Raw genomic sequence first — 13888 nt, forward strand, 5'->3', positions numbered from 1 at the left:
GTCGTGTTCAGCATCGCCTGACCTGTGGTGTCGTTCAGGTCGGCATTCCGTTCCACCCCGGCGCGGACACGCATGTAGGTTGGCGCGCATGACAGCGCAGAACGACACGGGTGTGTCCCGCACGCCCGCGAACGACTTCTCGCACGAGCAGGAGGGCTACCAGCACGGTCTGAAGCCCCGGCAACTGCAGATGATCGCGATCGGCGGGGCCATCGGCACCGGACTCTTCCTCGGCGCGGGCGGCCGCCTGAACACGGCGGGACCGGCCCTGGCGGTCACCTACCTGGTCGCGGGCATCTTCGCCTTCTTCATCCTCCGGGCCCTCGGCGAGCTCGTGCTGCACCGCCCGTCCTCCGGGTCCTTCATCTCGTACGCCCGCGAGTTCTACGGCGAGAAGTTCGCGTACGCCGCCGGGTGGATGTACTTCCTGAACTGGGCGATGACGTCGATCGTGGACACCACCGCGGTCGCGCTCTACCTCCACTACTGGAGCGCGTTCACCGCGGCGCCGCAGTGGCTCCTCGCACTCATCGCCCTGGTCGTCGTGCTCGCCGCCAACATGGTCGCGGTCAAGGTGTTCGGCGAGCTCGAGTTCTGGTTCGCGCTCATCAAGGTCGCGGCGCTCGTGGCGTTCCTCGTCATCGCGCTCGTCTGGCTCGTCTTCGCGTTCCCGGTGGAGACCGGTGGCGAGGCGGTCCGCACGGGCTTCTCGATCTGGCAGGACAACGGCGGGCTCATCCCGAACGGCGTGCTGCCCGCGGTGCTCGTGGTCCAGGGCGTCGTGTTCGCCTACGCGGCCATCGAGCTGGTCGGCACCGCGTCCGGCGAGACCCAGGACACCGAGAAGGTCATCCCCCGCGCCATCAACTCCGTCGTCTTCCGCATCGCGGTCTTCTACGTCGGGTCGGTCGTCCTGCTCTCCCTGCTGCTGCCGTACACGTCGTACAAGGACGGGCAGAGCCCGTTCGTGACGTTCTTCTCGTCGCTCGGCAACCCGCAGGTGGGCGTCATCGCCGGCTCGATCATGAACTTCGTCGTGCTCACCGCCGCGCTGTCGTCGCTGAACGCCGGTCTGTACTCCACCGGCCGAGCCCTGCACTCGATGGGCATGAACGGCTCGGCGCCGAAGTGGACCACGAAGATGTCGAAAGGCGGCGTGCCCTACGCCGGCATCCTGCTCACCGCGGCCTTCACCGTCGCGGGCGTCGCGCTCAACTACTTCGTCCCGGCGCAGGCGTTCGAGATCGCGCTGAACGTCGCGAGCCTCGGGATCATCACGGCGTGGGGCACGATCATCCTATGCCAGATGCGTCTGCGGCAGTGGGCGAAGCAGGGCCTGGCGAAGGAGCCGACGTTCCGCCTGCCCGGCGCTCCGGTGACGTCGTGGTTGACCCTGGCGTTCCTGGCGTCGGTCGTCGTGCTCATGGCGATCGACTACCCGGTCGGGACGTACACGATCGCGTCGCTCGTCGTCATCATCCCGCTGCTCGTCGTCGGGTGGTTCCTGCAGCGCGACCGGATCCTGCGCATCGCAGCGCTCCGCGAGGGCGTGACCGGGCCGTACCCGATCGGCGTCCGCGACCCGGCGAACCAGGTCCGTCGCGGCAAGGACGGTGACAGCAGGGGGGAATGATCCCGCACGGACGGTCCGCGCGTCCCCATGTCATCCGGAATGCGCGGGCGGTTCGCCCCGGAACCTTCCACGGGTCCGGCACGCGTCGGTACGATCGGCGTGTGCCGGACCCTTCTGTCTCCCCCGCCCCGACGTTCGACCTGCAGCTGACGTGGCGCGGGACCATCGGTCGGATCCGGGTGTACGACGAGCTCGTGCGGGCCGAGACGAGCTTCGAGCGCGACACCCTGACGCAGGTCCCGATGGACGAGGTGCGGGGCTGGCGCATCGAACCGTGCGACTTCGACGCGGTGTGCGTGGAGTTCGTCACCGCGTCGGACACCTACCGGGTGCTGCTCGACACGTCCGACGAGCGGATCGCGGCGCTCGTGCTCGGTCGGGCGCTGGGCGACCCGCTGCCGTCCGAGTCCTGAGGCGCGGCGCTGCGGCGCGGCGCGGCGTCCGGACGTGGTCCCGACGCTGCGGCGCGGGTCAGGCCAGCAGCAGCAGGACGCCGGCGACGACCGCGGCGAGGGCGATCGCGAACGCGATGAGCAGCAGCACGAGGTGCACCGAGTAGAAGGTCGTCGGCTTGCCGGCGGCGTCCCGCGCCCGGGCGTCCTTCGCCACGCGCTGGAAGAACCGGGGCCACGTGACGACGTTGAAGACGGCGGCGACGAAGAGCACGATGGCGGCGAAGACGGTCACGCGACGAGTCTAGACACCGCACCCATCGGCCGCTGCGCTCGGGAACCGCCGGTGCCGCGGGACCCGGGGGTGCTCGGCCGCCCCCAACGCGGCCGAGTCCGCCCCGGCGCACCACACGACGTGTAGCACGTGCTACAGACCCTACACGGCTGGTCCACAGGAGGTCGAGCCGTGCTCGGGAACGTGATCGTTCCGATGCAGAACGACGTCAGGCCGTGCCCGCCGCATCGTCGAGCGCCGACTCCGCGGCGGCCAGGACGGCACGGTCGTCGGGGTCGAGCGGACGGCGGGCTCGTCGCGCGCCGTCGTTGATCTCGACGATCAGGCGGCTCACCCGGGTGGCGGCGTCAGTGGACTCGGGGTAGGCGTTGTCCGTGCCGATGCGCTCGTGCAGCGGCTCCAGCGCGGCCAGGGCGGCGTCGAGACGCCGGCTCGTCCGACGACGCGCGACCTGGTGGCCGATGACGAGCAGGAGCATCCCGGACGCCGTGCACAGCACCGCGCCGGGGGTCGTGACGTCGTACGGCAGGGACAGGGCGTGGGTGACGTCGAGCCGACCGGCGACGTGCGCGAGGTCCATGACGACCACCACGACCATGCGGACGACACCGAGCACCCCGCCGAGGACGATGAACCACAGGCCGAGGCGGTCGGCGGCGGTGCGGGCCTCGCGCAGGTGGAGCACGCAGATGACCGCAGTCGCGGCCAACGCCGTGCCGAGGTACGCGGTCTGCGCGATCGAGTACACGGCGGCGGCCGGCTGGTCCCCGGCGACGAGCATGAACGTCGTGGTCGTGGCGGGACGATCGAGCGCGACGAACGCCCCGACGACCACCACGACGACGACCACGCATGCGATGACGATCGTGGTCCGCAGCCACGGACGTGCGGCGCCGACCGCCTTCGCGACGCCCCAGAGCAGCGTGCTCGTCCCGGCGACCATCAGGCAGTCGCTCAGCACCGTGACGACGTTCTGCCCGCCCAGCAGGGGGTCGAGCCAGCGGTACAGCGGGTCGACGTTCGTGACGACCGTCGCCGCGAACAGCAGGAACGTCACCGCGAGGGTGCGGTCCTGTCCGCGCTGCAGTCGGAGGAGGATGACGCTCCCGGCGACCAGGACGAGCGCCTGGGCGACGGCGAGGATCACCCGAAGACCCCGCGGAAGGCACTCGGCCGGCCGCGGTGCCGTCGGATGAGACCCGCGAGCTGGTCGGCGAAGAGCTCGGCCTGGTGCTCGTAGTCATTCGTGAACATGCCGCGCGCGAGGGCGCGTTCGACCTTGTACTCCGGCACGTCGGGGATGACGTCGCGGACGTAGGCGGACTGCGGCGCGTGCTCCTGGTGGCGGTGCAGCACGTGTCCGAGCTCGTGGCCGATGACGAACGCCCGGAAGGTCTCGGACGCGGTGGGCGAGATCATCACGAGGTGCTGGTGCTCGAGCGTCGCGACGAAGCCACAGACGGGCTCCTCGCTGAGGAACGACTCCTCGCGCACGACGATCGGCTTGCCGACGTGGTCCGCGGCTGCGGCGACGGCCTGGTCGATGTCCGACCAGCCCTCGCGCTCCCCCCTCGTCCAGAACGCCTGTACCGAGGCGGACGCCTCGCCGTGGCCGGTTGGCCCGGTCATGCGACGCTCCCCCGCGCCGACTCCTCCTCGAGCACCCGGGCGATGCGCCGCAGGGCGTCGGGCGAGAGCTCCCCGGGGAACGTCCGCGCCGCGAAGCCACTGACCCGAGCCGAGCGGAGTGCCCGCACGAGCTCGATCTGGGCACCGATCCGCTCCGGGACCGCACTGTCCTCGAGCAGGAAGCGCTCGTCCACCTCGAAGAAGCCGGCGAGCACGCGGAGCAGGTCCGTGTCGCGGTTGCGCCGGCCGTCCCCGGAGATCATGTACGTCCACTTCGCGCGGGAGAGCGAACCGCCCTGCGCCGCGACGTAGTCCTCGACCGCGGAGAACGGCACCGGGGCGCCACGCTGCGACTCCTCGAAGTCGAGCAGCAGGTTGAGCCGGCGCGCGAGCTCGGCCGCGTCGAGCGCGCCACCCTTGGGATCGGTGGTCGTCATGTCGATCGGACTCCTCCCCAGTCGCCAGCGGTGCACGCCATGGTAGCGCGGTCCCGCCGTAGCCTGTCGGGATGTCCCGCGTCCTGCCCTCGACCGTCGCTGGCACCGTCGAGCACGAACGGACGGTCAACCGCTCCCGGTTCATCGCGACGGTCGAGCCGGTGGTGGACGTCCCCGACGCCGAGCGGGTGGTCGCCGAGGTCCGACGCCGGTACTGGGACGCGCGGCACCACTGCACGGCGATGGTCACGGGCGTCCTCGGGGACCAGGCGCGGTCCTCCGACGACGGCGAACCGTCCGGCACCGCCGGCGTCCCGATGCTCGAGGTCCTCCGGCGCCGCGACCTGACCGACCTGGTCGTCGTCGTGACGCGGTACTTCGGCGGCGTCAAGCTCGGCGCCGGTGGGCTCGTCCGGGCGTACTCGTCGGCCGTCTCCGAGGCGCTCGACCAGGCAGCACTGGTCCGACGAGCCGAGCGCACCCGGGCCACCGTGGCCGTGCCGCACGCCGAGGCCGGCCGGATCGACAACCTGCTGCGCGACTGGGCCGGACACCACGACGCCACGTTCGACACCCCCGAGTACGGCGCCACGGCCACGTTCTCGCTCTGGGTGCCGGAGGACGCCCTCGACGCCCTGCGCGCCGACCTCGCTGCCGCCTCGGCCGGGACGCTCGTCCCCGAGTCGGGTCCGACCCGCGTGGTCGACCTGCCCGACACGACCTCCGGGGCCTGACAGCACCCGACGGCCGACCGATCGCGCCCGGCGCGGACGAACTGCGGACGGCCACAGATCCGTCCCGCTGGATCTCGTCGAGATCCACACCCCGCGCGTGTCGCGTCGCTCGCCCCCGAGAACATCGCCGGACAACGAAACAGGCCCGGTCGGGATGATCCGACCGGGCCTGCTGTGTGGTGCGCCCCCTCGGACTTGAACCGAGAACCCACTGATTAAGAGTCAGTTGCTCTGCCAATTGAGCTAGAGGCGCATGGTGTTGAGTTGTCTGCTGCTCTCGCACTTGCGTGCTGCAACGGGAAACAACAATAGCATGGGTTCTGGGTGCTCACGACCACTCGGGCACCGGACACGAACAGGAGCACCATGACGGACCGTCTCGCGGTCGGCGACACCGCCCCCGACTTCACCCTCCCGGACCAGGACGGCACGGAGCACGCGCTCGCCGACCTGCGCGGTCGGAAGGTCATCGTGTACTTCTACCCGGCGGCCTCGACCCCCGGGTGCACCACCGAGGCGTGCGACTTCCGCGACAACATGACGTCGCTCCAGGCGGCCGGCTACGAGGTCCTCGGCGTCTCGAAGGACGAGCAGGCGAAGCTCAAGGAGTTCCAGCACGAGCAGGCCCTGACCTTCCCGCTGCTGAGCGACCCCGACCTCGCCGTGCACCGCGCCTACGGCGCCTGGGGCGAGAAGAACAACTACGGCAAGATCGTCACCGGCACGATCCGCTCGACGATCGTCGTCGACGAGGACGGCCGCGTGCAGCTGCCCCTCTACAACGTGAAGGCGACCGGTCACGTGGCCAGCCTCCGGAAGAAGCTCGGCCTGGTCTGAACCCAGCCACGGACGGACGGGAGGCGCGGTGCCAGCTGGCACACCTCCCTCGCAGGCTCGGTCGGCGCGCCCCGCGTGACGCTGGCGCGTCACCGCTGAGCGGGGCGCGCTCCCGTCCGTTCGCGCTCACGTCCCGAGACGCGACGTCAGTCGTCCCGCTGGCCGCGCGGGACGAGCGCGGCCGTGATCGGCCGCGAGAGCACGAGGGTGAGGCCGACCAGTGCCGGGATGAGGAGCACCCAGCCCACCCAGGCGACGCGGAAGACGCCCTGGAACGCGCCGATCGCGAGCGCGCCCTGGAGCACCTGCCAGACGATGATCCCGGAGCGGACCCACGAGCGGTGGTTCCGAAGCCCGAGGAACATCGCGACGAGCCAGGTCGCGGCGATCGCGGCGAGGACCACGAGCGCGATCGCGGAAGCGATGCTCGACGCCGGCGCGACGAGGAGTTCCACGAGGAGCGCGACCGTCACGACGACGAGCGCGAGCGCCTCGAGGCCGACGACCACGAGCAGCGTCGTGAACGCCGGGGATCGACCGGCGACGGGGCCGGGGCCGTTCGGGGTGGTCTCGGACACAGCGATCCTCCAGATGGAACCCTTGATTTGGTACCACCAGTATGGAACGATATTCGAGGTCGTTTGGACGGCACGATGTGGTGTGCGTCTCCCGCGGTTCGACGCTCCTCCCCCGAGCGTTCAGCGGGCGTCAGACTCGCTCCCAGCGGATTCCTCCCCCACAGGTCTCCCCTCGTGCCCTGTGCATGCCCAGCGTTCCGATCCCCGAGCCGCGGCCCCGGCCTGCCGTTCGAGCATCGACATCAAGGAGCACCACACATGGACTGGCGTGACCAGGCAGCTTGCCTCACCGCGGACCCCGAGCTCTTCTTCCCGGTGGGCAACACCGGACCCGCCGTCGACCAGATCGAGAAGGCCAAGTCGGTCTGCGCTCGGTGCACGGTGACGGAGATGTGCCTGCAGTACGCCCTCGAGAACAACCAGGACTCGGGCGTCTGGGGCGGCCTCAGCGAGGACGAGCGTCGTGCGCTGAAGCGCCGCGCGGCCCGCGCCCGCCGCGCCTCCTGACGCAGCAGCACCAACGACACGACGACGCCCGTCGCTCCCCTGGGAGCGACGGGCGTCGTCGTGTGTCCAGCCTGGGGCGGGCCCACGGCGCCGAGCGCTACGCGGCGCCGGCGGCGGTGAGCCAGCGGAACGGGATCGTGATGGTGACCTCGGTGCCGCTGCCGGTGAGCGTGTGCCAGTCGATCGTCCCGCCGAGCTCGCCCTGGATGAGCGTGCGGACGATCTGCGTGCCGAGCCCCGAGCCGACCTTGCCCTCCGGCAGGCCTCGGCCGTTGTCGCGGACCTCGATGTCGAGGTGGTCGTCGGAGCGGTTCGCCACGATCTCGACCTCGCCGTCGCGGCCGTCCAGCCCGTGCTCGACGGCGTTCGTGACGAGCTCGGTGAGGCCGAGCGCGAGCGGGGTCGCCGCCTCCGAGGGCAGCACGCCGAACTCGCCGGTCTTCTTCGGGCGGACAGTCGTGTTGTGGGACGCCGCGACCTCGGTCACGAGCTTCAGCACGGAGTCGAACACCTCGTCGAAGTCGACGTTCTGGCTGAGGCCGGTCGACAGGGTGTCGTGCACGACGGCGATCGCCGCCACGCGACGCATGGCGTTCTGCAGTGACGTCCGGGCCTCGTCCGAGTGGGTCCGGCGCGCCTGGATGCGGAGCAGGGACGCGACCGTCTGCAGGTTGTTCTTGACGCGGTGGTGGATCTCGCGGATCGTCGCGTCCTTGGTGATGAGCTCGCGCTCCTGGTGCCGGAGCTCGGTGACGTCGCGGCAGAGCACGATCGCGCCGATGCGGTCGCCCTGGTCGCGGAGCGGGATGGAGCGCAACGAGACCGTCACGCCCTTCGCCTCGACGTCGGCGCGCCACGGAGCCCGCCCGGTCACGACGAGCGGCAGGGACTCGTCCACGTCGAGCTGCGAGCCGATCAGCTCGGTCGTGACCTCGGCGAGGGACTTCCGCTCGAGCTCACCCTCGAAGCCCATGCGGTTGAAGGCGCTCAGGCCGTTCGGGCTCGCGAAGGTGACGACGCCGTTCGTGTCGAGGCGGAGCAGCCCGTCACTCGCGCGGGGCGCACCGCGGCGGGGGCCGGCCGGGGCACCGAGGTCCGGGAAGTCACCCGTGGCGATCATCCCGAACAGGTCGTTCGCGCTCGCGGTGAAGTTGAGCTCCTGGCGGCTCGGGGTCCGCATCTCGTCCTGGTTCGAGTGCCGCGTGACGACGGCGATCGGACGCTCGGTCGTCTCGGCGCTGTTCGGGCTCAGTCGGCGGAGCACCGGGATCGCCCGGACGCGCGTCGGGGTGTCCTCGTACCAGTCCGGCTCGGCGGAGTCGACGACCCGGGCGGCGGCGAAGCACTCGGTGACCTGCTCGCGCCATTCCTCGCGGATCTCCTGCCCGACGATGTCGCGGTAGAAGAGCGTCGCGGCGGAGCTCGGCCGGGCGTGCGCGACGGCCACGAACGAGCCGTCCTCGGCGGTCGGTACCCAGAGCACCATGTCGGCGAAGGACAGGTCGGCGAGGAGCTGCCAGTCCCCCACGAGCAGGTGGAGCCACTCCACGTCCGCTTCGGAGGATCGGCCTTGCGCGAGGACGAGGTCACTGAGGGTCGACACCACGTCAGTCTAGGTGCGGCCCGTTGTGGACAACGGCACGCCTCCACAGCCACGCTGCTTTCGTATTTCTCATGTCGTACACATTCGTACGTTCGCCACATGGGAGGGACCGGGGTGTCAGGACACGCGCATCGACTCGACGACGAGGACGACGACGACCGATCGGAGACGAGAGTCCGAGCGGTCGCCGCGGTCCCGGCTCCGCGGCCCGCCGGGACACCGGCTCCGCCACCGGAACCCGGGACGCCGGACGCCGACGCCCCGCCGGACCCGGCCGAGGTCGCCGCTGCCCTCGCCCGTTGTGTCGTGGAGGTCCTCGCCGGTGCCCGCGACGTCGACAGCATCGCGCGGTGGGTCACCGAGGACGTGCACCGGCACCTGCTGCACCGCGCGGCCGTCGCCGCGCGCGCCCGGGCGCTCCGGCGTCGCGCCCGATCACGGCCGCTCGTCCAGGTCGGCACGGTCCGGCTCTGCCCGGTCGCGCCCGGAGTGGTCGAGGCGGCCGTCGTCGTGCACACCCGCGCTCATGCGCGCGCCGTCGCGCTCCGCCTCGAGCTCCGGCAGGGCCGCTGGCGGGCCGTCGTCGTCGGCGTCCTCTGAACGACGCGCCCAGCAGGAGGACGGGAGGCGCGGTGCCCGCCGGCACCGCGCCTCCCGTCCGTCGCGTACGCGCTCGTGGGCCGCTGCGGATCAGCCCTTCTTGGCTGCCTGCCGGCGCTCGGCACGGTTGTTGGCCGAGGCCTGACCGGAGGCCGTGGCTGCGTTCCCGAAGGCGGAGCCCTGCTCGGGACCCGCGGCGGCCTCGGCCTCGGCCTGCGCCTTCTGGGCGCGGGCCGTCGCCGCCTGCTCGAGGCGACCCTGCTCGTCGCGGACCTCGACCTCGCCGTCGATCGACGGCGCCGAGTACTCGAGCCCGGTGGCCTCGCCCTCGCCGAGGCCCTTCGCCTCGATCACGGCGTTGTCGCCGTCGGACTGGACCTGCACCTCGAGGTTGAAGAGGTAGCCGACCGACTCTTCGCGGATCTGGCCCATCATGCTCTGGAAGAGCGCGTAGCCCTCGCGCTGGTACTCGACCAGCGGGTCGCGCTGGGCCATGGCGCGGAGGCCGATGCCGTCCTTGAGGTAGTCCATCTCGTACAGGTGGTCACGCCAGCGGCGGTCGATCACCGAGAGGACGACGCGGCGCTCGAGCTCGCGCATGGCCTCTTCGCCGAGGAGTTCCTCGCGCTTCTGGTAGGCGAGCTTGGCGTCGGACAGGATCTCCCGCCCGAGGAAGTCGCGCGTCGCCTTGCCCTTCGAGCCGGCCTCCGTGATGACCTCGTCGATGGAGATCGAGATCGGGTACAGCGTCCCGAGCTCGGTCCACATCGCGTCGAGGTCCCAGTCGTCCGCGTTGCCCTCGGCGGTGTGGGTGTCGATCACGTCGTCGACGACGCTCTTCAGGAACGTCTGCGCACGCTCGTGGATGTCGTCGCCCTCGAGGATGTGACGACGGTCGCTGTAGATCGCCTCGCGCTGGCGGTTCAGGACGTCGTCGTACTTCAGGACGTTCTTGCGGATCTCGGCGTTGCGGCCCTCGACCTGCGCCTGGGCGGAGCGGATCGCGCGGCTGACGAGCTTGTTCTCGATCGCCATGTCGTCCGGCACGTTCGAGCGGCCCATGAGGCTCTCGGCGGCACCGGAGTTGAACAGGCGCATCAGGTCGTCGGTGAGCGACAGGTAGAAGCGGCTCTCGCCCGGGTCACCCTGGCGGCCGGAACGACCGCGGAGCTGGTTGTCGATGCGGCGCGACTCGTGGCGCTCGGTGCCGAGCACGTAGAGCCCGCCGGCGTCGCGGACCTTGTCGCCCTCGGACTCGACGGTCTTCTTGACCTCGGCGAAGACCTCGTCCCAGGCGGCCTCGTACTCCTCCGGCGTCTCGGTCGGGGACAGCCCCTTGGCGTGCATCTCCTGCACGGCGAGGAACTCGGAGTTGCCGCCGAGCATGATGTCCGTACCGCGGCCGGCCATGTTCGTGGCGACGGTCACGGCGCCGAGTCGACCGGCCTGGGCCACGATCGCGGCTTCGCGTGCGTGGTTCTTGGCGTTGAGGACCTCGTGCTTCACGCCCTTCTTGGCGAGGAGCTTCGACAGGTACTCGGACTTCTCGACGCTCGTCGTGCCCACCAGGACCGGCTGGCCCTTCTCGTGGCGCTCGGCGATGTCCTCGGCGACCTGCTCGAACTTCGCCTTCTCGTTCTTGTAGACGAGGTCGGTCTGGTCGATGCGCTGCATCGGCTTGTTCGTCGGGATCGGGACGACGCCGAGCTTGTACGTCGACATGAACTCGGCCGCCTCGGTCTCGGCGGTACCCGTCATGCCGGAGAGCTTCTGGTACAGGCGGAAGTAGTTCTGCAGCGTGACGGTCGCGAGGGTCTGGTTCTCGGCCTTGACCTCGACGCCCTCCTTCGCCTCGATCGCCTGGTGGATGCCCTCGTTGTAGCGGCGGCCCATCAGGATGCGACCGGTGTGCTCGTCGACGATCAGGACCTCGCCGTTCATCACGACGTAGTCCTTGTCGCGCTTGAACAGGGCGACGGCCTTGATCGAGTTGTTCAGGAACGAGATGAGCGGAGTGTTCGCCGACTCGTACAGGTTGTCGATGCCGAGGTAGTCCTCGACCTTCTCGATGCCGGGCTCGAGCACGCCGACGGTGCGCTTCTTCTCGTCGACCTCGTAGTCCTCGCCCGGGATGAGCCGCGTGGCGATGGAGGCGAACTCGGTGAACCACCGGTTGGCCTCGCCCGAGGACGGACCGGAGATGATGAGCGGCGTGCGGGCCTCGTCGATGAGGATCGAGTCGACCTCGTCCACGATCGCGAAGAAGTGCCCGCGCTGCACCATGTCCGAGGCCTGCCACGCCATGTTGTCGCGCAGGTAGTCGAAGCCGAACTCGTTGTTCGTGCCGTACGTGATGTCCGCGGCGTACTGCTCGCGGCGCTCGGCGGGGGTCTGGTTCGCGATGATGCAGCCCGTGGTCATGCCGAGCGCGCGGAAGACGCGGCCCATGATCTCGGACTGGTACGACGCGAGGAAGTCGTTGACCGTGATGACGTGCACGCCGCGCGACGGGATCGCGTTGAGGTAAGCGGCGGTCGTCGCGACGAGGGTCTTGCCCTCACCGGTCTTCATCTCGGCGATGTTGCCGAGGTGCAGGGCCGCGCCGCCCATGAGCTGCACGTCGAAGTGCCGCATGCCGAGCGTGCGCTTCGCTGCCTCGCGCACCGCGGCGAAGGCCTCGGGGAGCAGGTCGTCGAGGGTCTCGCCGTTGGCGTAGCGCTCGCGGAGCTCCTTCGTCTCGTCCTGGAGCTCCTCGTCCGTGAGGCTCGCGAAGTCGTCCTCGAGGTCGTTGATGGCCGAGGCGTACGCCTTCAGCCGACGGAGGGTGCGCCCTTCGCCGATGCGGAGGACCTTCTCCAGCACGTTTGCCACGTGAGCTCCTTACGGGGTCGTCGCGCGCGACCTGCGCGGTCCGAACAGCCAGTCATGCTAGCAACCCGCCAGGTCCCTGCGCTGGGAGGGACGCGGGTGTGCGCGGCCCGGTCGCGGGCCGCGCACACCGTCGGTCGTCGGTGCGACTCAGACCGTGGCGGCCGTGCGGTCCGGTTCGGCGACCTGGTCGGCGGAGTCGCTGCCGTCGATGCCGATCACGCCGTAGTCCCAGCCCTTCCGGCGGTAGACGACGCTCGGTCGGTGGGTCTCGGCGTCGACGAACAGGTAGAAGTCGTGCCCGACGAGCTCCATCCGGTAGAGCGCGTCGTCGACGGTCATCGGCGACTCCTGGAAGACCTTGTGCCGGATCACCACGGGCGAGTAGACGTCGGCGTCGTCCTCGTGTGCCTCCTCGACCACGGGGACGGCCCCGGTCGCGACGGTCTCGATGAGCTTGCCGTCGGCGGGCGTCACGCCCATGTGCTCGAACGCGGTGCCGGACGCCTCGGCCACGGAGGTCGGGCGGTGGCGTCCGCGGTGCACCTTCTTGCGGTCACGCGCCCGGCGGAGCCGCTCGGTGATACGCGCGAACGCCAGGTCGAACGCGGCGTACTTGTCCGACGCCGCGGACTCCGCGCGGACCAGCGGGCCGGGGCCGATGAGGGTCAGTTCGACGCGGTCCTCGCCTCCGCTGCCGCCGGACTTCTCGTTGTGGCGGCTGAGGCGCACCTCGAAGGCGAGGGCGCGGTCGGCGAGCACGTCGATCTTCTCGGACTTCTGTTCGACGTAGGTGCGGAATCGATCGGTGACCCCGACGTTCCGTCCTGTGATCGTCACGTCCATGTGGCGGCTCCCATCCGTACTTCGGCGCGTCGCCTCCATCCGGCGATCCCGGACGCCTTGCCGCGAGGCTAGACCCCCGACCGAGCCGCCGTCACCACCCCTCGGCGGGTCGGTGCGGACACCCACCGGACACCCAGGCGTCACCGGGCGTCCACCTCGGCGAGCGCCACGCACCGCACGACCCGGCCGCCGGCGACGCGGACCGCCCGGATCGCCTCGGCCATCGTGACCCCGGTCGTCACGACGTCGTCGACGAGCACGACGTCTCGACCGGTCACGCCGGTGGCGCGCAGGGTGCCGACCGTCGCGACGACCCGTTCGACGGCCGTCCGCTCCTTCTGCCCGTGCCCCGCGGCGACCCGCTGACCCGGGCCACCGGCGCGGACGCGCACGAGCGCCCGCGGTCGTCGCAGCCGCGCGCGCCCCAGCAGGAGGACCACCGGGTCGAACCCGCGACGTCGAGCTCCGCGGCGTGACGGCGGGACGCGCAGGAGCACCGCCTCGGGGTGGTCGGCGAGCGCGCGCCGGACGAGCACGCCGAACCGTCCGGCGAGCGGCCCGGCGAGGTCGACGCGGCTCCGGAGCTTGCACTCGAGCACCAGGGTGCGGACGAGGCCCTCGTAGGACCACGCGGCGTCGAGCCGGACGCCGGCCACCAGCCGGCGGCACGTGGGGAGCGCGTCGAGTTCGGCGCGGCAGGACCGGCAGAGCGCCCGGTCCGGGGCGCCGCACCCGACGCACGCGACCGGCAGGACCAGTCCGAGCACCGCGAGGGCGGCGTCCGTCCAGCGGTCGCGGGGCGGGGGCGGGTCGGGCTGCGCTCGGGTCACGTCCCCATGCTCGGGGTGACCGTCCTGCGGACGCGCGCCGAGGGGACGGGCGGTGGACGGGCCTCCTGTCCGGCCGGCCTGCGGAGGAGGACGGGGTGG

15 protein-coding genes and 1 tRNA gene are annotated in these 13888 nt (G+C 70.8%); 6 read left to right on the top strand and 10 right to left on the bottom strand.

What is annotated here, in order from left to right; all coding sequences use genetic code 11:
* The first annotated feature begins 88 nt into the window (after positions 1-88).
* Positions 89-1633, top strand: a complete 1545-nt coding sequence (locus tag FB462_RS11830) for an amino acid permease (RefSeq protein WP_114849566.1) — start codon at positions 89-91, stop codon at positions 1631-1633.
* Positions 1634-1734: 101 nt separating this feature from the next.
* Entirely contained in the window at positions 1735-2046 is a 312-nt protein-coding gene (locus tag FB462_RS11835; RefSeq protein ID WP_114849567.1) for a hypothetical protein, read from the top strand.
* 58 nt (positions 2047-2104) lie between these two features.
* Here the strand turns inward: FB462_RS11835 and FB462_RS11840 are convergent, their stop codons facing one another.
* The 4 genes from FB462_RS11840 to FB462_RS17405 all read right to left on the bottom strand — a co-directional run bounded on the left by FB462_RS11840 (position 2105) and on the right by FB462_RS17405 (position 4386).
* A complete protein-coding gene (locus tag FB462_RS11840; protein WP_114849568.1) occupies positions 2105-2320 on the bottom strand; it encodes an SCO4848 family membrane protein in 216 nt (71 codons plus the stop codon).
* A 208-nt stretch (positions 2321-2528) separates the two neighbouring features.
* On the bottom strand, positions 2529-3467 hold the full coding sequence (locus FB462_RS11845; RefSeq protein WP_141862065.1) for a hypothetical protein: 939 nt from the start codon (positions 3465-3467) through the stop codon (positions 2529-2531).
* The gene (locus tag FB462_RS17400) at positions 3464-3949 is read right to left on the bottom strand and encodes an ImmA/IrrE family metallo-endopeptidase (RefSeq protein ID WP_058742986.1); all 486 of its coding nucleotides are present in this window, start codon (positions 3947-3949) and stop codon (positions 3464-3466) included. Before FB462_RS17400 ends, FB462_RS11845 begins: the two co-directional genes overlap by 4 nt.
* Positions 3946-4386: a hypothetical protein gene (locus FB462_RS17405; RefSeq protein WP_058742987.1), complete on the bottom strand. Its 441-nt coding sequence runs from the start codon at positions 4384-4386 to the stop codon at positions 3946-3948. The genes FB462_RS17400 and FB462_RS17405 overlap by 4 nt, the downstream gene beginning before the upstream one ends.
* Before the next feature lie 71 nt (positions 4387-4457).
* On the opposite strand from FB462_RS17405, the gene FB462_RS11855 reads away from it, so the two are divergent.
* Positions 4458-5120: an IMPACT family protein gene (locus FB462_RS11855; protein ID WP_141862067.1), complete on the top strand. Its 663-nt coding sequence runs from the start codon at positions 4458-4460 to the stop codon at positions 5118-5120.
* 177 nt (positions 5121-5297) lie between these two features.
* Here the strand turns inward: FB462_RS11855 and FB462_RS11860 are convergent.
* Positions 5298-5373: transfer RNA gene (locus FB462_RS11860), tRNA-Lys, on the bottom strand.
* Positions 5374-5486: 113 nt separating this feature from the next.
* On the opposite strand from FB462_RS11860, the gene bcp reads away from it, so the two are divergent.
* A complete protein-coding gene (gene bcp, locus FB462_RS11865; protein WP_114849571.1) occupies positions 5487-5957 on the top strand; it encodes a thioredoxin-dependent thiol peroxidase in 471 nt (156 codons plus the stop codon).
* A 146-nt stretch (positions 5958-6103) separates the two neighbouring features.
* On the opposite strand, the gene FB462_RS11870 is transcribed toward bcp, so the two are convergent.
* On the bottom strand, positions 6104-6535 hold the full coding sequence (locus tag FB462_RS11870; protein WP_114849572.1) for a hypothetical protein: 432 nt from the start codon (positions 6533-6535) through the stop codon (positions 6104-6106).
* Between the two features lie 258 nt (positions 6536-6793).
* Here FB462_RS11870 and FB462_RS11875 point away from each other — a divergent pair, with 258 nt between their 5' ends.
* Positions 6794-7042 (top strand): WhiB family transcriptional regulator, encoded by a 249-nt coding sequence (locus FB462_RS11875; protein WP_022904217.1) that lies wholly within the window; start codon positions 6794-6796, stop codon positions 7040-7042.
* A gap of 97 nt (positions 7043-7139) precedes the next feature.
* Here the strand turns inward: FB462_RS11875 and FB462_RS11880 are convergent, their stop codons facing one another.
* Positions 7140-8645: a sensor histidine kinase gene (locus tag FB462_RS11880; RefSeq protein ID WP_141862069.1), complete on the bottom strand. Its 1506-nt coding sequence runs from the start codon at positions 8643-8645 to the stop codon at positions 7140-7142.
* 114 nt (positions 8646-8759) lie between these two features.
* On the opposite strand from FB462_RS11880, the gene FB462_RS11885 reads away from it, so the two are divergent.
* A complete protein-coding gene (locus tag FB462_RS11885; protein ID WP_141862071.1) occupies positions 8760-9245 on the top strand; it encodes an Rv3235 family protein in 486 nt (161 codons plus the stop codon).
* A 90-nt stretch (positions 9246-9335) separates the two neighbouring features.
* On the opposite strand, the gene secA is transcribed toward FB462_RS11885, so the two are convergent.
* From secA to FB462_RS11900, 3 genes are all read right to left on the bottom strand, one after another.
* Positions 9336-12116 carry a preprotein translocase subunit SecA gene (secA, locus tag FB462_RS11890; protein ID WP_058742171.1) on the bottom strand — a complete coding sequence of 927 codons (2781 nt, stop codon included), beginning with the start codon at positions 12114-12116 and terminating at the stop codon, positions 9336-9338.
* A 147-nt stretch (positions 12117-12263) separates the two neighbouring features.
* Positions 12264-12959, bottom strand: coding sequence for a ribosome hibernation-promoting factor, HPF/YfiA family (gene hpf / locus FB462_RS11895; protein ID WP_141862073.1), 696 nt, complete (start codon positions 12957-12959; stop codon positions 12264-12266).
* A gap of 140 nt (positions 12960-13099) precedes the next feature.
* Entirely contained in the window at positions 13100-13789 is a 690-nt protein-coding gene (locus FB462_RS11900; RefSeq protein WP_141862075.1) for a ComF family protein, read from the bottom strand.
* Positions 13790-13888: the final 99 nt, after the last annotated feature.

The organism is Curtobacterium citreum (genome assembly GCF_006715175.1).
Classification (GTDB): Bacteria; Actinomycetota; Actinomycetes; order Actinomycetales; family Microbacteriaceae; genus Curtobacterium; species Curtobacterium citreum.

Excerpts from the sequence above, each read along its gene's own strand:
- FB462_RS17400 (WP_058742986.1), bottom strand. The coding sequence starts at position 3,949 with ATGACCGGGCCAACCGGCCACGGCGAGGCGTCCGCCTCGGTACAGGCG.
- FB462_RS11830 (WP_114849566.1), top strand. The coding sequence starts at position 89 with ATGACAGCGCAGAACGACACGGGTGTGTCCCGCACGCCCGCGAACGAC.
- FB462_RS11875 (WP_022904217.1), top strand. The coding sequence starts at position 6,794 with ATGGACTGGCGTGACCAGGCAGCTTGCCTCACCGCGGACCCCGAGCTC.
- hpf (WP_141862073.1), bottom strand. The coding sequence starts at position 12,959 with ATGGACGTGACGATCACAGGACGGAACGTCGGGGTCACCGATCGATTC.
- FB462_RS17405 (WP_058742987.1), bottom strand. The coding sequence starts at position 4,386 with ATGACGACCACCGATCCCAAGGGTGGCGCGCTCGACGCGGCCGAGCTC.
- bcp (WP_114849571.1), top strand. The coding sequence starts at position 5,487 with ATGACGGACCGTCTCGCGGTCGGCGACACCGCCCCCGACTTCACCCTC.
- FB462_RS11855 (WP_141862067.1), top strand. The coding sequence starts at position 4,458 with ATGTCCCGCGTCCTGCCCTCGACCGTCGCTGGCACCGTCGAGCACGAA.